Raw genomic sequence first — 20,676 nt, forward strand, 5'->3', positions numbered from 1 at the left:
TAATTGGTATGACAAAAATAGCTTTTTTCAAAAAAAGAGAGAGATGTTCCAAGCAATTTAAATTTGATACAACAAAAAATCCTGACTGTTCGAAAACGTGTCAGGATTAATTTTGGTTAAACTGTTAGAAGTCTAGGATAAATAGTGGCTATAAGTATTAATATCCAGAGTTTCCAGTGATTTTTTACAGAACGAGTAGATAAATGCACTGGCCAATCTCGCATTCGTTACTAAAGGTACATTTAGGTCGATTGCGGTACGTCTAATCTGATAGTCGTTAAACAATTCATCTTCGCTTAAATTCTTAGGAATATTGATCACAAAATCGACCTCTTTACTTCGAATCAAGTCTAGTGCTGTTATTTCCCCTTTTTCATCAGGCCAAGCAACACCTTCTATCTCAACACCATTCTCAGAAAGGAATTTTGCAGTCCCTCGCGTTCCATATAATTTGTACCCTTTCTTCTGTAGCATCTGAGTACTTTTTAGAAGCTCAATCTTAGAACGAATGGGGCCACTACTGATTAACACGCCTTTTTTCGGTATTCGATAACCCACTGATAACATTGATTTTAGTATCGCATCGTAATAATCTGGCCCAATACAGCCTACTTCACCTGTCGAAGCCATATCAACACCCAGAACCGGATCCGCTTTTGACAATCTTGAGAAAGAGAATTGTGAGGCTTTCACACCAATATTTTCTAATTCAAACATAGATGGCATTTGAGAAGGAATCGTTCCATTAAGCATCGCTTTGGTAGCCAACTCCACAAAATTGAAGTCCATTACTTTCGAAACAAATGGAAAACTACGGCTAGCTCTTAAATTACATTCGATCACTTTTATATCGTTATCCTTAGCCAATAATTGCATATTGAAAGGTCCAGTAATATTCAAAGACTTAGCAATCTCTCTTGCAATTTTACGAATACGACGAATCGTCTCGAAATAAAGTTTCTGAGGTGGAAATACCAAAGTGGCATCACCAGAATGAACCCCTGCAAACTCGACGTGTTCCGAGATAGCATCGATCAGGATTTCACCATCTTTTGCGACTCCATCGAACTCAATTTCTTTAGCTTCCTGAATAAACTCACTCACAACCACAGGATATTGTTTAGAAACCTGAGTCGCCAAATTTAGGAAATGTTCCAGTTCGTTTTTATTGGATACCACATTCATTGCTGCACCAGACAGTACGTAACTAGGACGAATCAGAACAGGGAAGTTAACTTCATCAATAAAGGTATGAATGGCCTCAATACTGCTCAATTCCGCCCAACGAGGTTGATCTACACGCAAATCATCGAGCATCGCCGAGAAGGTTTTTCTATTCTCTGCTCTATCGATACTTTCAGGTGAAGTTCCCAATACCTTCACATCCGAATGATGCAGACGCATAGCAAGATTATTAGGAATCTGACCACCCACAGAGACAATCACGCCCTTAGGTTGCTCTAAATCGATAATATCAAGCACTCGTTCAAATGATAGTTCATCGAAATATAAACGGTCACATACATCATAGTCCGTACTAACCGTTTCTGGATTGTAGTTAATCATGACCGAACGATAACCTTCTTTCTTCACACCACTTAAGGCATTCACACTGCACCAGTCGAACTCGACACTGGAACCAATACGATAAGCTCCCGATCCCAAAACGATAACCGATTTATTGTCATTCTCATAAACCAGATCATTTTCACTACCACTATAAGTTAAATACAAGTAGTTGGTTTGAGCAGGATATTCAGCTGCAAGCGTATCAATTTGCTTCACAACTGGAGTAATTCCAAGTTTCTTACGGGCATTTCTAACCTGTAAAAGCTCCGGTTCCATATTGCCATCTTCGGGTTTTAGAACAAAGCGAGCAATCTGAAAATCAGAGAAACCATATACCTTAGATTTTCGGAAGAGATCAGTACCTAAAGAATTCAATTCATTAACTTTCTGAAGCTCCCATTTTAGCTTGCTAATATTCTCCAACTTACTCAAGAACCACTTATCAATAGCAGTTAGGTCATGGATTTGATTCACCGTATAGCCTTTTTCGAAGGCTTGAGCAATGGCAAATATCCTCATATCTGTAGGGTTAGCCAATTCTTTATCAACATCCTCGAACTTGGAATTTTTGTTGCCTACAAAACCATGCATGCCCTGTCCTATCATTCGAAGTCCTTTCTGAATGGCCTCCTCAAAGTTTCGACCAATGGCCATCACTTCTCCAACCGATTTCATACTAGATCCGATTTCCTTAGTCACGCCTTCGAACTTGTTCAAATCCCAACGAGGTATTTTACACACCACATAGTCGAGTGCTGGCTCAAAACAAGCTGTTGTAGTTTTGGTTACCGCATTTTTCAGATCCTGAAGCGCATAACCCAATCCTAACTTAGCCGCTACGAAAGCCAATGGATAACCTGTCGCTTTTGAAGCAAGCGCAGAAGAACGAGACAGACGTGCATTCACCTCAATTACACGGTAATCCTCCGAGTTTGGATCCAAAGCATACTGGACATTACATTCTCCAACCACACCAAAGTGACGAATAATCTTAAGGGCAAGCGATCTTAGCTTGTGATATTCTGAGTTGGTTAGTGTTTGTGATGGTGCAATAACGATACTTTCACCCGTATGAATTCCAAGAGGGTCAAAATTTTCCATATTACAAACCGTAATACAGTTGTCATAGGCATCACGAACTACTTCATATTCTACCTCTTTCCATCCCTTCAGGGACTCTTCAACTAAAATTTGAGATGAGTAGGACAAAGCATTTTCAGCTAAGACTCTTAGCTCATCCATATTGTTACAAAAACCTGAACCTTGACCACCCAAAGTAAAAGCAGCACGAACAATGATTGGAAAACCTAATGTTCCTGCAGCATTCAAAGCATCATCGATTGAACCTACAGCCATACTCTTTGGCGTTTTCACATCGATAGAGCGAAGTTCCTGAGCAAATATTTCTCTATCTTCAGTTTTAATGATGGTCTCAATAGGTGTTCCTAAGACCTTCAGATTATATTTTTTAAGCGTTCCAGCATTAAAGAGCTCAATACCGCAATTCAGGGCCGTTTGTCCTCCAAAAGCTAATAGAATACCATCAGGCTTCTCTTTAAGAATCACTTGTTCTACAAAATAAGGTGTTATAGGTAGAAAATAGATTTCATCTGCAATACCCTTTGAAGTTTGAACCGTAGCAATATTAGGATTAATCAGTACCGTTTTGATACCTTCCTCTTTCATCGCTTTAAGAGCCTGAGATCCTGAGTAATCAAATTCACCCGCTTCACCAATCTTAAGCGCTCCTGAACCTAATACCAATACTTTCTTTATATTATGAGTCATGTTTTTTTGAGTTAATGTTAAGTCACTTTTCCTTCAATTTTTCTCCTTTTACACTTCAACCTTTATACTTTATCCTTGTATGTTTCCATCATTCCAATGAAATCGTCGAATAAGAATTCTGTATCAGTTGGCCCACTTGAGGCTTCAGGGTGGAACTGAGATGCAAAGAAAGGCTTCGTTTTGTGCTTAATTCCCTCACAGGTATTATCATTAGCATTTTCAAACAAAACCTCCCAATCCGATGGTAATGTTGCCGTATCGATAGCATAACCATGATTTTGAGAGGTGATGTAACAACGCTTGGTACCTTTTAAAAGCACGGGTTGATTGTGTGATCGATGACCATATTTTAGTTTATAGGTATCAGCTCCTGCAGCTAAAGCCATTAGCTGAGTCCCCAGACAAATACCCATAATTGGTTTATCCTGACCAATAGCAGTTTTAACATGTTCTATGGCTTTCACATTCAATTTTGGATCACCAGGTCCGTTTGAGATAAACAGGCCATCGTAATCTTCATTCGTAAAGTCAAAATCGTAAGGAACACGGGTGATTGTTGTATCACGCTTCAACAAGCAACGAATGATATTATTCTTCACACCACAGTCCAAAAGAAGAACTTTGTGTTTTCCCTTACCGTAAGTCTTTATTTCTGTAGTGCTGACTTCAGAAACAAGATGACGAGAATTTGGATCGATAAAAGGAACGTCCTGATCATCTACAACAATCTTAGCCTTCATGCTTCCTCCATTTCGAAGCTTCTTTGTTAATGCTCGCGTATCCACACCATAAATACCTGGAATCTGATGCTCTTTCATCCAATCGGATAGACTTAAACTCGCATTCCAGTGACTAAAATCCTCGGTATAATCCGATACGACAAAACCCGAAAGTTGAATCTTCTCCGATTCGAAATGACGAAACAAATCATCTTCTTTTCTGTCTCCTGGCACGCCATAATTTCCAATCAAAGGAAAGGTTGTCACCAAAATTTGTCCACGATACGATGGATCACTCAAACTTTCAGGATAACCTGTCATAGCCGTATTAAAGACCATTTCTCCTGCCACAGATCCTTCATAACCAAAAGAAGTTCCATGATACTCGCTACCATCTTCTAGTATTAACTTTGCTTGTTTCAACATAAATTGTAATTATATAATGGTTGTTTATTATTCTTTGTTCTATTGTCTTATAAGTTACTAACTTCTCCCCAATAAATTTTGATAGGCTTGATCGATCTTATCGAAATTAAATGCTGAAATCGTTTTTTCCAGTTTTTGTTTGATCTCATCATTACATAGATTCCCAATACTCCCTTCGTGCTGATGTTTCAAATCTCCTTCAAACTTAAATTCTCCTGATTCAACCAATGCACCGACCTCTTTGTAGGCATCACGGAAAGGAACACCCTTAAGAACCAATTCATTGACCATCTCAACGGTAAAGAGATATTGATACCTTTCATCATTCAGCAAATCCTCATTAACCTTAACATTCGACAACATAGTTTTAGTCATCTCTAAACAAGAGATTAGCTGATCGAATGCCGGCATAAAAAACTCTTTGGTGAGCTGATAATCTCTATGATATCCCGAAGGCAAATTTGAGCTTACAGCTTGTATTTGTGTTGGCAAAACCTGTAATGAATTCGCTTTAGCTCTTACCAATTCAAAAACATCGGGGTTCTTTTTGTGCGGCATAATGCTACTACCCGTAGTAAACTCGTCAGCAAAGCTGATAAAACCAAAATTCTGAGAGTTATACAAACAAGCATCCATGGCCAGTTTACCAATGGTATAGGCCATATTGGATAGAGCAGACACAACGGCAAACTCCATTTTCCCTCTCCCCATTTGTGCGTAAACCACATTATAATTCAGGTCATCAAAGCCAAGCAAGTCCGTAGTCATCTTACGATCAAGAGGAAATGATGAACCATATCCTGCACCTGAACCCAGAGGATTCTGATCGACAATTTTAAAAGCAGATTGTAGTAGTCTCAAGTCATCGCTCAATGCCTCTGCATAAGCGCCGAACCACAAGCCAAATGAAGATGGCATGGCCACTTGCAAATGCGTATAACCTGGGATCAATATATCCTTGTATTTCTCGGAATTTCCGATCAGAACATTAAAAAGTTCTTGTGTTTTATTGACAAGCTGCTCAATCTTATGACGTGTGAATAGTTTCAAATCGAGTAAAACCTGATCGTTTCTCGAACGGCCAGAGTGAATCTTCTTTCCCACATCACCTAAAGTCTGAGTCAGAAGAAATTCTACTTGTGAGTGCACATCTTCAATACCCTCTTCAATCACAAAATGACCCTCTTCAATATCAACAAATATCTTTTGTAGCTCCTTCTCAATCAGAACAAGTTCTTTAGGGTCTAATAAATTGATACTTGCCAACATCTTACAATGCGCTAATGATCCCAATACATCAAAGGGAGCCAATTGCAAATCAAGTTCACGATCTTTGCCAACTGTAAAGCTTTCAACATTCTGATTAACCTTTGTACCTTTATCCCAAAGTTTCATACTTTTCTTTTTTATTTACCAATAACCATTAGCTATATGCCACCTTTTCACTTTCCCCTTTTCCACTTTAACCTTGTATTTCTAGACCATTCAATAGTTGGTAATAGATCTCAACACCTTCTTCTATTTCAAACAAATAGATAAATTCATTAGCCGTATGTGATCGAGCTGAATCCCCAGGTCCAAACTTTAAAGTTGGAAAACCTTTCATAATGGCCTGATCCGAAGTCGTAGGTGAACCGTAATAGCTTCGTCCCATCTTAATTCCTGCCTGCACAAGAGGGTGATTCAAATTAATTCCCGATGAATTCATTCGAAAAGATCGAGCTTTTACATCACTCTCGATTTGCTGATCAATCAGTTCAAAAAGGTCTTGATTGCTATAGTGTTCATTACTTCTCACATCCACAACAAAACGGCAACTATCAGGTACCACATTGTGCTGGCTTCCTGCAGCAATCTGAGTCACAGTCATTTTCACTGGCCCAAGTATTTCTGATTCCTTATCGAACTTGTAAGTTTGAAACCATTGTAAATCCTTCATGGCTTTGTCAATAGCATTAACGCCTTCACCTCTGGCCGCATGACCCGAAACACCCTTGGTTTCAACATCCAAAACCATCAGACCTTTTTCGGCGATAGCCATCTGCATAAGGGTGGGTTCACCAACAATTCCCAAATCGATTTTCCCAATCTCCTTTTGAATCAATTCAAATCCATTTTTGCCAGATATCTCTTCTTCAGCCGAAGCAGCAAAAACCAGATTGTAGTCTTGCTCCTTTTCATCAAGTGCTAGAAATGTTGCCATTAGAGAGCACAAACAACCTCCCGCATCATTCGATCCCAATCCGTATAATTTCCCATCTTCAACAAGTGGTTGAAAAGGATCCTTAGTCCAGGATGCCGAAGCATTTACGGTATCTAAATGCGAGTTTAAAAGCAATAAAGCTTTGTCCTCAGCATTATGTTTCCCATAGACCCAAACATTATTCCCTTTTCTATGGGTTTGATATTGGTAGCTTTGAAGCACTTGCTCCATCAAATCAGCAGCTAAGTTTTCCTCCTTACTGTAGGACTGTATCGCAATCAAACCCTTTAAGGTTTCAATTGCCAAAGCTTTATATATCTCTAAATTCTTCATGAACATTCGATTAATTGGGTGCCACAACATTCATCTTTAGCGAGTATCAACAGATCTCCAATAATAACTTGTACGCCTTTATCAAAAGCTCTAAAAGCATTCTCTGCCTTTGGTAGCATTCCCTTGTTTATTGATCCATTTTCTTTCATTTCCTGATATAGATTCATATCTAATCGTTTCAGAAAACTCATATCATCCTCAGGATTAATCAAAACCCCCGGCTTTTCAAATGAATAAATCAACTTAACCTGATACTGCTGACTTAATGCAATAGCTAATTCCGTTGCAACCGTATCGGCATTGGTATTCAAGAGCTGCCCTTTACCATCGTGTGTGATGGCCGAAAGAACTAAAACTTTATCTTGTTCGATGTAGGTCGCTAGAGCTTCAGTATTCACCTCAAGAACATCACCTACATAGCCATAATCGATACTGGCATGCTGACGTTTCTCAGCCAAAATCAAATTATCATCCGCACCACAAAGACCGATTGCTTGCTGATTCAAAGCTTGAAGACCAGCAACAATCTTTTTATTAATCCAACCGGCATACACCATGCTAACCACCTTTAAAGTCTCGGCATTGGTAATTCTTCGTCCATCAATCATTGGCGAGCTAATACCCAACTGTTTGGCCATATCTGTGGCTAATTTGCCTCCTCCATGAACCAAAAGTTTAGCCCCTTCTATTTTTGCAAAAGCTTCAAGACTTGCGGACAGCTTACTTTCATCGTCGATCAGATTGCCTCCAATTTTTACTAGCGTTAGTTCCTTCATCTCTATTGCTTTTTAATTAGGGATGAAAACTCACTAATAAATGTTTCAGACTCTGTCATCGAAAGCGTTAAAGGCGGCAGTAACCTTAAGGTCTTTTTCCCTGATGCACCCGTAAAATAGCCTTTCTCGAAAAGCAAAGCCGACTTTATTTCAGCCATATTTTCCAAATCAACACCTATCATCAAACCTTGGGCTCTAAGGGCTTTTTCTCCCACAAGTTTCTTAAGCTCATCTTCCAAATACTGCCCCACTTTTGCCGCATTATCAATCAGCTTTTCTTCTTTCATTACCTCTAAAACAGCGATTCCTGCAGCACAAGCCAAGTGATTGCCACCAAATGTGGTTCCTAAAAGTCCTGATTTCCCTTCAATTTTAGGGTGAATTAGCACACCAGCAAGGGGAAATCCATTCCCCATCCCCTTAGCAGTTGTAATGATATCGGCTTTGATATCTGCGTGCTGGTGTGCAAAAAACATCCCTGTTCTTCCATAACCCGATTGAATCTCGTCGAGAATAAATAAGGCACTATATTTTTGACAAAGGCTTTCCGCCTCTTTTAAAAACTTAGTTTCGGGTATGACTACGCCATTAACCCCTTGTATACCTTCGATAATGAAACCTGCTACATCGCCCTTTTCAAGTTCAGTTTTTAAGGCTTCGGTATCGTTCATCTCTATAAAAACCACATTGTGCTTGGCATTATAGTTTGAAGCTAGCTTGGCATCATCTGTAACTGCAAGTGCGCCGCCAGTTCTTCCATGGAAAGCACCCTTTATGGCAATAACCTTTGATTTGCCTGTATGAAAAGCGGCCAATTTTAAGGCATTTTCATTGGCTTCAGCTCCCGAATTACATAAAAATAAGTTGTAATCGGTATAACCCGAAAGCTCTCCCAACTTCTCAGCTAGTTGATCCTGTAATTTATTCTCAACCACATTAGAGTAAAATCCCAAACATTTCATCTGATTTTCAAGACGAAATAAATAGTGTGGATGACTATGCCCAATGGAGATGACACCGTGACCTCCATAAAAATCTTTATATTCTTTTCCCTCAACATCAGTAAGGATTATTCCTTCTCCTGAAACCAAGTTGATATCGTATTTTGTATATGTGTTGAATAATTGCATTGCAAAAACTTATTTAGAAATTGAGACTGATGAATTAGAAGTTTGAATGGCGTAGAAACCTCCAATCACCAATCTCAATTCAGAATTCATAAATTAAAAAGCCACTGGCTTCAACCTTAAACCTGCATCCTCAGCCAATCCAAACATGATATTCATATTCTGTACGGCCTGACCTGAAGCACCCTTCAATAAATTATCTATTATTGAAACGATCAAGAGTTTATCCCCGTGTTTCTCTAGGTGTAAAATGCATTTATTGGTATTCACAGCTTGCTTAACATCTGTGTTTTCATCACTAATGACTACAAATGGATGTTCCAAATAATAGTTCTGGTAATGAACCATGGCTTCTATAAGGCTCCACTCACAAGTGGTATAAACCGAGGCTAAAATCCCACGTGAAAAATTACCTCGTACAGGTATAAAATTCACCGCTTTATTAAAGCTATTCTGTAAGTTACAAAGACTCTCTTTAATTTCTGCTAAATGCTGATGATCAAAAGCTTTATATAGCGACACATTATTGTTCTTCCACGAAAAGTGAGATGTATCGGTTGCAGCTTGCCCAGCTCCTGTTGATCCGGTAATAGCCGTCACATGAACTTCGCCTTTCAGGGCTTGTTCCTTTGCCAGTGGCAAAAGAGCTAACTCAATAGCCGTTGCAAAACAACCCGGATTCGCAATATACTTAGCGCCTGAAATAGCAGCCTTATTCATTTCAGGTAGGCCGTAAACAAAATCATGATGATCACTTTCTAACCTAAAATCCATACTCAAATCGATGACCTTTAAATTCTCAGGCAAGTTGTTCTGTTCAAAAAAGCTTTTGCTTTGACCATGACCTGAGCAAAGAAAAACCACATCGACAGCCGCAAAATCAGCTTCTGAAAAATTCAAAGAACATTCACCAAGCAAATCTTTGTGTACTTTGGTAATAGCTTGTCCTTTATGGCTACTACTCTGAACAAAAACAATCTCTGCCTCTGGGTGCCAAAGTAAGAGTCTCAACAACTCGCCTGCGGTATATCCCGCTCCTCCTATGATTCCTATTTTTATCATCCTTTTGCATTTACAGTGTGATAAATCTTCATCGAGTTGGCAAGAATTGTGGTAAAACCTTTCACATCATCGGCAGTCCATCCCTCATTCTTCTCTCCATATTGTCCAAAAGCATCATTCATTAAATCGTTTGGAGAATTCACCCCAATCATTTGATAATACTTTGGATATAGCATCAGTTTCACTTCTCCCGAAACAGTTGCTTGTGTGTCTTCAAGGAAACACTCTATATTTCTCATTAAGGGCTCCAGATATTGGGCTTCGTGCAGTAACATACCGTAGAAATCACCTAATTGATCCTTCCAGTGCATTTGCCATTTGCTTAAGCAGTGCTTCTCAAGCATTTCATGAGCTTTTAAAATTAAAACTGGCGCAGCAGCTTCGAATGCAACTCTTCCTTTGGTTCCCAAAATGGTGTCGCCAATGTGCATATCTCTGCCAATTCCGTAGGCCGATCCTAATTTTTCTATGGTTTTAATCGCATCAATTGGATTCTCGAACTTTTGTCCGTTTACTGATACGAGTTCTCCTTTTTCAAAGCCGATACTTAATTCGCTTGCTACCGTTTGAGTCACCTGCGATGGATAAGCCTCTTCGGGTATGGTTTGATCCGATACTAAAGTTTCTTTTCCACCAATACTGGTTCCCCAGATACCTGCATTGATTGAATAGGCCATTTTCTCAAAGGTATCATCAATGCCATGGTCTTTCAGATATTGAATTTCTTCTTCACGGCTCAGCTCCAAATCTCTGGTTGGGGTAATGATTTGAGCATTGGGTGCCATAATCTTAAAAATCAGATCGAATCTGATTTGATCATTCCCCGCCCCTGTGCTTCCGTGGGCAATAAAATCAGCTCCAATTTCATTGGCATATTGGGCTATAGCCATAGCCTGAAAAGCTCTTTCTGAACTTACTGATAAGGGGTAGCAGTTGTTCTTTAGAACATTCCCCATAATCAGGTACTTGATACATTTCGCGTAATATTCTTCGGTAAGATCGATGCTGGTGTGTTGGATCACGCCCAGCTTTTGAGTTTTATTTTCTATTGCGCTTAGCTCTTCATCACTAAATCCGCCAGTATTTCCTAATACCGTATAAACCTTCATTCCCAAATCCTTCGATAAGTGAAGGGCACAATATGTGGTATCTAATCCGCCACTGTAGGCTAAAACGACTTTTTTATCTTTTGTTATCATGATCTATTTTTAACGATGATTGTTGCTAAATTTTTTGTTGAGGTTTTTTCGGATCACACAACATGCCTGTACACAAACACATATTGTGATTGGTTCTTTGCAAGATGTCATAATTGATACATGATGCACAACCTTTCCAAAAGGTTGCATCTTTAGTAAGTTCCGAAAAAGTAACGGGCTTGTAACCCAGGTCTGAATTGATTTTCATGACCGCCAAGCTGGTGGTTAATCCGAAGATCTTAGCTTCGGGGAAACGCTTTCTCGATAATTCGAAAGCCTTCTCTTTAATTTGCTTGGCCAATCCAACATAACGGTAGTCGGGGTGGACTATTAATCCCGAGTTGGCTACATATAACTCATGTTCCCAGGTCTCTATATAGCAAAAACCAATCACCTTGTTCTCGGCAAAGGCAATGATCGCTTTTCCTTCCTGAAGTTTCTGAGCAATGTATAAAGGATTTCTTTTGGCAATCCCTGTTCCTCTTATTTTAGCAGCTGCTTCAATCATTTCGCATATCTCGGTCGCATACTCAATATGTATAATTCCCGATTCGATAACAGCTATTTCTTGTTTTATGTCTACAGTTTCCATTTTATTCTAAATCACTAGGTTTCCCAAAATAGAGCCACGCCTGTCAGGCTCAACCATTTATTATTAATCTCAATTTCGAAGCTTTCTTTCAAGCCGTTTGTTACACTGTTATATCGGAGCCTTAGCCGATTTTTCCTGTTAATAAATGTTTTCATCTTATTTAAATTTATTTTAATTTACTAATCTAACTTCCTTCTCTATACAACTCTTATTCAAACCTATACCACCAATTATTAGGCACAAAAAAAGCCCACCGTGGTCGACGGTAAGCTTAGGTATCCTATTTAAGTTAATAGCACATCAGACTCATCCGCCCCTTCTGGGTAGCAGTTCGAACGCAAATGGCGTCGGCTTACTGTGTAGATAGTTGTTGGCATATGAGTGATTGTTATAATTTAAATTTGAATCTTAAAAAAAATTCTAAAAAAAAGGCTTACCGTATAAACGGTAAGCCTTTTAAAATATATCATGGTCAATTCAGACAACACGACAATAAGACATCCACCGCTTTCTTTAAAAGTGCGCTTGGTCTTCGTCGGATGTTTAAAAATTGATTCATTGTTCCGTATTTTTTTCTTTTGATACTCGATAATTTTACTGAATGGGCATAAAAAAAGCCTTCCGATATAAAGGAAAGCCTGGATAATAATCCACAAACAATGCTCCCTTATTGTTGAAATAAAGATCTGCGTCGTCGAATTATCATTTTTGTAGCCATGCTTTTTCTGTTTTTTGTTGAGACAAATGTAGAAACAATTTTTCGATAAAACCAAATCAAGCCCAAAGGGAATATTGACGCAAAGGTTTACGGAAAAACTAAATTAGATTCTTAATCACCTCTAAACACAACACTTGCAGTTCATGTTATTTTTTTGAAAAATCTAATATTTAATACTGCTTTTTTTCTATAAAGTCACATAATGAGTCCAAATTCTTATTTATAACCTTTGCGGAAAAGGTTTTTTACAAATAGAGCAATCATTATTTTTTTTCAAAAATCGATTTGGCTTTTTAAAAAAATTCCCAATTCAAGTTGGCTAGAATTCTCCCTCTTTAGATCTTTAATATGGACCTGATAAAATTCATCAACAAATGGTCGACTCATCGTTAATTCAGCATAAATCAACTGCTAAATGAGAGTTTTTTTTCAAGTATTTTTCTATCAGGAATTCAATAAGATAGTAAGCCACATTCTGATACTTACAGTTTGTCCACAGTCACAAATTGCAGATAAAAATCCATAAAAAAAAAAGAGCATCACTCCAATAAAGTGATGCTCTAAATATAATATCGTAAGCGAATTAGGCTACTACTGCTTCCTCAGCAACTGTTGCTTTCTTCGATTTGCGGTATGTGTATGAGTTGTAGATGCTTCTCTTTGCAAAACGAGCTTGCTTATCAGAGTTAATCATCTTTTGGAAAACATTCTTATTCACACCAAAGTATTCGTAAGCTGAACCATCTAAAAAGGTCACCTCAAGCAATAAGCCTTTATGCTTTAAATCGGCAATACCAACTTGATTTGTAGTATACTCATACTCCTCTAAGTTTGCAGCTTTAGTCTCAGGAGCAATACTCACTAAGAAATGATAAGCATCGATAATCTGACGGCTTTTTAATTCAGCCTCTTCGTACAATTCATGTCCTTCAGGAAATTTATCGGTATGCCACTCTTTAACTAAATTTCTGTAAGTTGATTTTAGACTTCTAAGTGTCGTGTCCTGATCAACATTAAACAATTTCTTGTATTCATTAATACGCTTCATATATGCTTCCTTTGTAAATTTCCTCTCAATAGATTCTTAGGTGTTTTTTAAGGCACACCCATGCCTTTTTTTTTCCAAAACAGCCGCAAAAATATACATTTAAAAGTTATGAATACGATGTATTGGTTCTTTTCTCCTTTTTAATTATTTTCAGCTATCCCGCTACCGCACGATTTCATCGTGTAAGATTTGATTAAAAAGATAAAGGAACGCGATATAATCGCGCACCAGCGGTGCTGGATCAAACCCGAAACATTATTTATAGCAATATAATCCCTAGTCATACCCTGACATGTGCCCCCGATTATTCCCTTAGGTTAGCATAGTCATTACAAAATCTGAGATTGCCACATTCTCATACTTCGGACTCGCAATGACAGGTGTGTTGGGATTGGGATTGCAATGACAATAAAAAAACCCCCTTCTCCCTAATGGTTAAAAGGAAAAGGGGCTTAGTCTAAATCAATCTACCACGGAGATTAGAGAATGTTCTTTTGATTCGAGAACGGAACTACCGCTCAGATAAATATCTACTTTACGCGCTGCCTCACGCCCTTCGCTAATGGCATGCACCACGAGGGATTGCCCCCGGCGCATATCACCGGCAGCAAACACACCTACTTTTGAGGTGGCATACTTATGGGTTTTCACATTGCCTCTTTCGTCCAGTTCCACGCCCAGATCTGATAGCAAGCCCTCGTATTGGGGGTGCAGAAACCCCACGGCCAAAAAGACCAGGTCACAGTCCAGTTCACGCTTACTACCCTCAATTTCTTTTAATTTGTCATTACCCCACTCAATATCGACAAGTCTTACGGCTTTTAGCTGCCCCTTTTCATCTCCCACAAATTCTTTGGTTAGAACCGACCATTCCCGCTCACAACCTTCCTCTTGCGAACTACTTGTTCGTAATATGGCTGGGTATTGTGGCCAAGGTGTTGCCGGGTTAAAACCTTTAGGTGGCTGAAACAACAGTTCAATTTGAAGAACAGACCGAGCCCCTTGCCTGATAGATGTTCCAACACAATCGGAACCCGTATCGCCACCGCCAATGACCAAGACATGCTTATCTTTTGCCAAAATGATCTCTTCTTTCTTAATGGCATCGCCCGCATTACGCTCATTTTGCTGACGTAAAAAATCCATGGCAAAATGAACACCTTTCAGCTCGCGTCCCTTAACATCAACATCTCTGGGGATGGTTGAACCTCCTGAAAGCAATAAGGCATCGTAATCGTTCAAAACACTTTCGACGCCAATATTTTTTCCGACATAAGCATTGGTTTTAAATTCAATACCCGCTGCTCTCATCACATCCAATCGCCTATCGATCAGGGTTTTTTCCAACTTAAAATCGGGTATTCCATAACGCAATAAACCACCAATGCGGTCGCTTCGTTCAAATACAGTAACCCTATGCCCCGCCGAGTTGAGTTGGGAGGCCGCTGCCAAACCTGCAGGACCTGAACCAATCACAGCCACTTTCTTATTACTGCGCATTAAAGGGATATTAGGTTGTACCCAGCCTTCTTTGTACGCTCGCTCAATAATGTTCTTTTCAATCATCTCAATAGCTGTAGCTTCCTTATTGATAGCTAATACGCAAGATGCCTCACAGGGTGCCGGGCAAATTCGTCCAGTAAACTCTGGGAAATTATTGGTAGAGGCTAAAATTTTATAGGCGGCCTTCCAATTGTCTTTATACACCATATCGTTAAAATCTGGTATATTATTTCCCAATGGGCATCCGCTATGGCAAAAAGGTACTCCACAATCCATACAACGTGCTGCTTGTTTTTCAACTTTAATTTTACTTATCGATTCTATAAATTCTTTATGATCGTTAATACGAACTGCCACGGGCTTGTATGCTGGCAATTCTCTTCTATATTCTAAAAATCCTGTTGGTTTTCCCATCTTTCAATTCTCTTAATTTGACATTTTTAGTCTGAGTGTCTCACTTTTTTTTTGTGATTCCGATAATTCCCTTAGGTTTGGATAATCAATAGTCAGAACCTGACATGTACCCCCGATTATTCGGGGTGTCTATAGTCAGAGACTGACAAACTTGTACAATTCAAAGCACTTAAACCAGCATTGCTTTTTCTAAGGCTTCAGTTTTATTTTTCTGATTATCCAAGGCAAGTTTATATTCCTTAGGAAAAATCTTAATGAACTTTAGCATGGCATTATCCCAATCGTCAAGAATTTCCTTGGCTCGCCTGCTCTTTGTGTATATATAATGCTTACTGATGTAGTTGTTCAAGACCTCTTCATCTTCCAAATCGATACTTTCGTAATCATCCAACTCGTAGTTTTTATATTTCTCGAAAGTTCCCTCAATATCGTACACATAAGCGATTCCACCCGACATACCTGCCCCGAAATTTGAACCCACACTGCCAAGAATAACAACCTTTCCTCCAGTCATATACTCACAAGCATGACGCCCCACACCTTCGACTACAGCTGTTACACCCGAATTTCTCACACAAAAACGCTCACCTGCTACACCATTGATATAAGCTTCGCCCGATGTCGCACCATAAAAGGCCACATTACCGATAATCATATTATCTTCTGCTTCGTAAGTCGATTTTCTATCGGGATATACAATCAGCTTACTGCCCGAAAGGCCTTTACCAAAATAGTCGTTGGCCTCACCTTCCAATTCGAAGGAGATTCCCTTAGCCGAAAAGGCGGCATAGCTCTGTCCTGCCGAACCTCTAAACTTCAGTTTGATGGTATCTTCGGCTAAGCCGTCAGATTTGTATTTCTTCGATATCTCGTGAGACAGTAATGTTCCTACGGCCCTGTCGGTATTCATCAAATCGAACTCTCCATAAACCGATTCCCCTCTCTCCAGAGCTGGTTGTGCCAGTTCGATCAGTTTCCAATCGAAAAACTGATCGATACCATGGTCCTGTTCCGTCTTTTTATACAAAGTACCCCCTTTAACCGCCTTTTCTTTATAAAGGATCGGACTTAAATCGAGGCTTTTAATCTTCCAATGTTCAATATCCTCTCTTACTCTAAGCACATCGACCTGACCAACCATTTCGTTGATAGTTCGAAAACCCAATTCAGCCATAATCTGACGCAAATCTTCGGCAAGGAAGGTGAAATAATTCACCACATGCTGCGGATCACCTGTAAATAGCTTACGCAATTCTTTATTTTGAGTTGCCACACCAACCGGGCAGGTATTTGAATGGCATTTTCGCATCATGATACAACCCGTTGCAACCAAGGCTGCCGTAGCCACACCCCATTCTTCTGCACCCAAGAGAGTCGCTATAGCCAAATCTCGACCAGTTCGCATCTGTCCATCGGCTTGTACAGTAATTCTATCGCGAAGCTTGTTTTTCACTAAGGTTTGATGGGTTTCTGACAAACCTAGCTCCCATGATGTACCGGCATGTTGCACCGAACTAACAGGTGAAGCACCTGTTCCGCCGTCGAAACCTGAAACCAAAACCACATCGGCATGAGCCTTGGCCACACCCGCAGCAATAGTTCCTACGCCTGCTTTTGCAACCAATTTCACATTGATTCTAGCTTTACGATTGGCATTTTTCAGATCGTAAATCAACTGAGCCAAATCCTCAATACTATAGATATCGTGATGTGGTGGCGGTGATATCAAACCCACACCCGGAGTACAATGTCTCACCTTTCCAATCCATTCATCTACCTTATGCCCTGGCAGCTGCCCCCCTTCGCCTGGCTTAGCACCCTGCGCCATTTTTATTTGAATTTCATCGGCTTGGCTGAGGTAATAAGAAGTCACTCCGAATCGACCCGAAGCGACTTGTTTAATAGCCGAACGCATACTGTCGCCATTGGCTAGTGGTTCGTATCTCATTTCGTCCTCACCCCCTTCACCACTGTTGCTCTTACCACCAATACGATTCATAGCAATGGCCAAAGTTGAGTGGGCCTCATGAGATATGGAGCCGAATGACATGGCACCCGTTGCAAAACGCTTGAATATATTTTCAATCGGCTCAACCTCTACCAAGGGAACCGATTTACGTTTCTTGAATTCAAACAAGCTTCTGATGGTTACTGCTTTTTCGGACTGATCGTTTATCTCACGAGCATATTCGTTGTAGGCTTCCTGAGACTTTCTTCGAGCAGCTTGTTGCAACAAACGAATCGTTGTTGGGTTAAACAAATGGTGCTCTCCCTTTTTTTTCCACTGATAAAGGCCACCTTCATCAAGGCGGGGTTTTAAACCTGCCTGTTTGGGGAATGCCAATTTATGTCGAACCAAAACCTCACGTGAAATCCCTTCAAAGTCAATGCCTCCCAATCGGGAAACCGTGCCCTTAAAACATTTATCAACCACCTTATCTGACAAGCCAATGGCCTCGAATATTTGAGCCCCATGATAGGATTGCAGGGTAGAGATACCCATCTTCGAAAAGATCTTAAGCAAGCCGCCACCAATGGCTGCAATATAGTTCTCAAAGGCAAGTTCATTGGTAAGCCCTTTCGGTGTTAATTTATTAGCCTCTAGAGATACAATGGTATCGAAAGCCATATACGGGTTAATCGCATTGGCTCCATAACCAATAAGAGTGGCAAAGTGATGTGTCTCTCTAACATCTCCAGCTTCCACAATCAGCCCCACACGCACGCGCAATCCATTCTCCACCAAATGGTGATGAATAGCTCCCACCGCTAATAGAGAAGGAATTGGTGCATACTCTGCGTCAATCTTCCTATCGGATATTAGAATCACGTTGTGCCCATTTTCTATGATAGCCTTATCAACTTCCTGACACATTTGAGCTAAAGCTTTTTCCAATTCGCCCGGTTCACCTGTAGCTGAATAAACTGCATCGAGTACTTTGATACGAAAATTAGTATCGTGGTAACAACGAAGCTTTTCCATCTGATCATTGGTTAATACAGGCTGATCGAATATAATCTGCTTACAATGCAAAGGCGTCTCTGACAATAAATTGTAGAGTTTACCTACTGAAGTGCGCAATGACATCACTATTTTTTCCCTAATAGGATCGATAGGCGGGTTACTAACCTGAGCAAATTGCTGCTTAAAATAGTTCGACAAATGCCGGCTTTGATTGGATAGGATAGCCAAGGGCACATCGCTTCCCATAGAACCCAAAGGCTCCTTACCCGTTTCGGCCATACCTGTAATAATGAAATCCACATCCTCCTGACTAAAGCCAAAAGCTTGTTGACGACTCAGCAGATTATCGGCATCGTATTGAAAGCTCATTTTCTGTTCAGGAATCTCATCAATATGCAATTGATTCATATCGAGCCAACTTCTATAGGGTGCTCTTTTTGCTATTTCGCTTTTTATTTCCTCATCAAATACAATTCTTCCCTTTTCCAGATCAGCATAAACCATCTTACCAGGTTGTACTCGCCATTTTCTCACAATCTTTTCAGGAGCTATTGGCAAAGCACCCACTTCCGAAGAAACAATAATTCTATCGTCCTTAGTCAGAATCATTCTCGAAGGACGCAGACCGTTACGATCAAGAGTGGCTCCTACAATGTTTCCATCGGTAAAGCAGATGGAAGCAGGTCCGTCCCAGGGCTCCATAATAGAAGCATGGTACTGATAAAAAGCTTTCTTCTCATCATTCATCTTATGCGTTTGCTGCCAAGCCTCAGGAATCAACATCATCAATACATGAGGTAAAGAACGCCCCCCCATCACCAGCATCTCGACCATTGAATCGAGATTACCTGAATCGGAGTTCGTTTCGTCCATCACAGGGCGCAACTTGATCATATCCTCATTTGTGAACTTGGTACACTCCAAGAATTTCTCATTGGAACGCATCCAGTTCATATTTCCTCTCACCGTGTTGATCTCACCATTGTGGGCAATATACCTGAAAGGCTGTGCCAATCGCCACTTGGGAAAGGTATTGGTAGAGAAACGGGAATGAATCAGCGCAATGGCCGATTCAAGATCTTCATCGAACAAATCGGTATAATATTGTCGGGTTTGATGTGTTCTGAACTGCCCCTTGTACACAATGGTTTTATACGAAAAGGAGGTAAAATAAAAAGTCTGACTGTCATTTAAAATCAGTTTATTAATGGTATGTGCGCTGTACTGGCGTAAAACAAAGAGCTTTCGTTCAAGATCCATACCTGTCAGTCCATCCTTATGCCTGACAAAAATTTGCTCGGTCTTGGGTTCAGTTTGGCGAGCCGTTTCGCCCACTGAATTGGAAACACCAGGCACATCGCGGTAGCCAATCAACTCAAATCCCAACTCCGACAAGTTGATATTTAAAAGTCTTCGGCAATCTTCTCTTTCCTTTACATCATCAGGAAAATAGAGCATGCCCACACCATACTCTCCAAAGGCTGGTAATTCCAGACCGATTGTTTTCAATTCTTTTCTAAAAAATTTGTCTGGTACCTGGATCAATATGCCGGCACCATCACCCGTTTCCGGATCACTACCAATGGCTCCACGATGTTCCATATTCTCCAACATGGTCAGGGCATCAAGTACAATCTGGTGAGATTTCTTTCCTTTTACATGAGCAATAAAACCAATACCGCAAGCATCCGATTCGCATTGGGGCAAATACATCGATTTCTTTTGTTGCTCACATTCATTTTCGGGTAAATTGAACTTTGTCATAAAATTAATCTTGGCTTAAATGATTCTGCTCTGAGGCAAAATCATGGGTTAATAGTTTCCCAACCGCTGTTCTGGGATTTGTGGTTAAATGAATAGCAGTCGTTCTAATTTTTATACGATTTAAGGAAAAGCCAAAATGTGGTGCGTAAATAAAAAGAGTTCTCCTCCACAGGGAAGAAAACCGATATTTAAGCCATTTAAGAAGTGTTGTTGTTTAATGCTCCCGAATACTTGCATTCTGAATCTTTAAATTTTCATTTGTTTCAATCAAAATAAAGGGATGATTTGATCAAAAAATCAGTTATGCAATCCTAAGAGAATCTTCTTTAAAATGACATCAAATTAGTGTTTAGCTTTAATGTCATGTCTTAAATATAGGCGATCAGCACAGGAATTGCAAACCAAAGATTCCCATTCATAGCTACTTCAAGCAATAAAAACCAGGAATATTTCGATAAATATGAAAGTAA

12 protein-coding genes are annotated in these 20,676 nt (G+C 39.9%); all 12 read right to left on the minus strand.

The genetic code is table 11. From position 1 onward, the window contains the following. Positions 1-132: 132 nt before the first annotated feature. The 12 genes from carB to gltB all read right to left on the minus strand — a co-directional run bounded on the left by carB (position 133) and on the right by gltB (position 20,206). Positions 133-3,357: a carbamoyl-phosphate synthase (glutamine-hydrolyzing) large subunit gene (carB, locus tag DWB61_RS07895; RefSeq protein WP_125030357.1), complete on the minus strand. Its 3,225-nt coding sequence runs from the start codon at positions 3,355-3,357 to the stop codon at positions 133-135. 62 nt (positions 3,358-3,419) lie between these two features. Further along, a complete protein-coding gene (gene carA / locus DWB61_RS07900) occupies positions 3,420-4,502 on the minus strand; it encodes a glutamine-hydrolyzing carbamoyl-phosphate synthase small subunit (protein ID WP_125030358.1) in 1,083 nt (360 codons plus the stop codon). A 57-nt stretch (positions 4,503-4,559) separates the two neighbouring features. Next, the gene (gene argH, locus DWB61_RS07905) at positions 4,560-5,897 is read right to left on the minus strand and encodes an argininosuccinate lyase (RefSeq protein ID WP_125030359.1); all 1,338 of its coding nucleotides are present in this window, start codon (positions 5,895-5,897) and stop codon (positions 4,560-4,562) included. A 67-nt stretch (positions 5,898-5,964) separates the two neighbouring features. Continuing rightward, entirely contained in the window at positions 5,965-7,038 is a 1,074-nt protein-coding gene (locus DWB61_RS07910) for a M20 family metallo-hydrolase (protein ID WP_125030360.1), read from the minus strand. Continuing rightward, a complete protein-coding gene (argB, locus tag DWB61_RS07915) occupies positions 7,035-7,814 on the minus strand; it encodes an acetylglutamate kinase (RefSeq protein ID WP_125030361.1) in 780 nt (259 codons plus the stop codon). Before argB ends, DWB61_RS07910 begins: the two co-directional genes overlap by 4 nt. A gap of 2 nt (positions 7,815-7,816) precedes the next feature. Further along, positions 7,817-8,944 carry an aspartate aminotransferase family protein gene (locus DWB61_RS07920; protein ID WP_125030362.1) on the minus strand — a complete coding sequence of 376 codons (1,128 nt, stop codon included), beginning with the start codon at positions 8,942-8,944 and terminating at the stop codon, positions 7,817-7,819. 93 nt (positions 8,945-9,037) lie between these two features. After that, a complete protein-coding gene (gene argC / locus DWB61_RS07925; protein ID WP_125030363.1) occupies positions 9,038-10,003 on the minus strand; it encodes an N-acetyl-gamma-glutamyl-phosphate reductase in 966 nt (321 codons plus the stop codon). Beyond that, complete coding sequence (locus tag DWB61_RS07930; RefSeq protein ID WP_125030364.1) at positions 10,000-11,202, minus strand: argininosuccinate synthase; 1,203 nt, start codon at positions 11,200-11,202, stop codon at positions 10,000-10,002. Before DWB61_RS07930 ends, argC begins: the two co-directional genes overlap by 4 nt. Positions 11,203-11,227: 25 nt before the next feature. After that, entirely contained in the window at positions 11,228-11,794 is a 567-nt protein-coding gene (locus DWB61_RS07935; protein WP_125030365.1) for a GNAT family N-acetyltransferase, read from the minus strand. 1,301 nt (positions 11,795-13,095) lie between these two features. Beyond that, on the minus strand, positions 13,096-13,560 hold the full coding sequence (locus tag DWB61_RS07940; RefSeq protein WP_125030366.1) for a KTSC domain-containing protein: 465 nt from the start codon (positions 13,558-13,560) through the stop codon (positions 13,096-13,098). Between the two features lie 462 nt (positions 13,561-14,022). Then, entirely contained in the window at positions 14,023-15,477 is a 1,455-nt protein-coding gene (locus tag DWB61_RS07945) for a glutamate synthase subunit beta (RefSeq protein ID WP_125030367.1), read from the minus strand. A 169-nt stretch (positions 15,478-15,646) separates the two neighbouring features. Continuing rightward, positions 15,647-20,206 carry a glutamate synthase large subunit gene (gltB, locus tag DWB61_RS07950; RefSeq protein ID WP_191984771.1) on the minus strand — a complete coding sequence of 1,520 codons (4,560 nt, stop codon included), beginning with the start codon at positions 20,204-20,206 and terminating at the stop codon, positions 15,647-15,649. Positions 20,207-20,676: the final 470 nt, after the last annotated feature.

This window comes from Ancylomarina euxina (assembly GCF_003863355.1).
Lineage (GTDB): Bacteria > Bacteroidota > Bacteroidia > Bacteroidales > Marinifilaceae > Ancylomarina > Ancylomarina euxinus.

What these genes read in the sequence shown, in the direction of transcription:
- carB (WP_125030357.1), bottom strand. Translation starts at nt 3,357, where the DNA reads ATGACTCATAATATAAAGAAAGTATTGGTATTAGGTTCAGGAGCGCTT.
- carA (WP_125030358.1), bottom strand. Translation starts at nt 4,502, where the DNA reads ATGTTGAAACAAGCAAAGTTAATACTAGAAGATGGTAGCGAGTATCAT.
- argH (WP_125030359.1), bottom strand. Translation starts at nt 5,897, where the DNA reads ATGAAACTTTGGGATAAAGGTACAAAGGTTAATCAGAATGTTGAAAGC.
- DWB61_RS07910 (WP_125030360.1), bottom strand. Translation starts at nt 7,038, where the DNA reads ATGAAGAATTTAGAGATATATAAAGCTTTGGCAATTGAAACCTTAAAG.
- argB (WP_125030361.1), bottom strand. Translation starts at nt 7,814, where the DNA reads ATGAAGGAACTAACGCTAGTAAAAATTGGAGGCAATCTGATCGACGAT.
- DWB61_RS07920 (WP_125030362.1), bottom strand. Translation starts at nt 8,944, where the DNA reads ATGCAATTATTCAACACATATACAAAATACGATATCAACTTGGTTTCA.
- argC (WP_125030363.1), bottom strand. Translation starts at nt 10,003, where the DNA reads ATGATAAAAATAGGAATCATAGGAGGAGCGGGATATACCGCAGGCGAG.
- DWB61_RS07930 (WP_125030364.1), bottom strand. Translation starts at nt 11,202, where the DNA reads ATGATAACAAAAGATAAAAAAGTCGTTTTAGCCTACAGTGGCGGATTA.
- DWB61_RS07935 (WP_125030365.1), bottom strand. Translation starts at nt 11,794, where the DNA reads ATGGAAACTGTAGACATAAAACAAGAAATAGCTGTTATCGAATCGGGA.
- DWB61_RS07940 (WP_125030366.1), bottom strand. Translation starts at nt 13,560, where the DNA reads ATGAAGCGTATTAATGAATACAAGAAATTGTTTAATGTTGATCAGGAC.
- DWB61_RS07945 (WP_125030367.1), bottom strand. Translation starts at nt 15,477, where the DNA reads ATGGGAAAACCAACAGGATTTTTAGAATATAGAAGAGAATTGCCAGCA.
- gltB (WP_191984771.1), bottom strand. Translation starts at nt 20,206, where the DNA reads ATGACAAAGTTCAATTTACCCGAAAATGAATGTGAGCAACAAAAGAAA.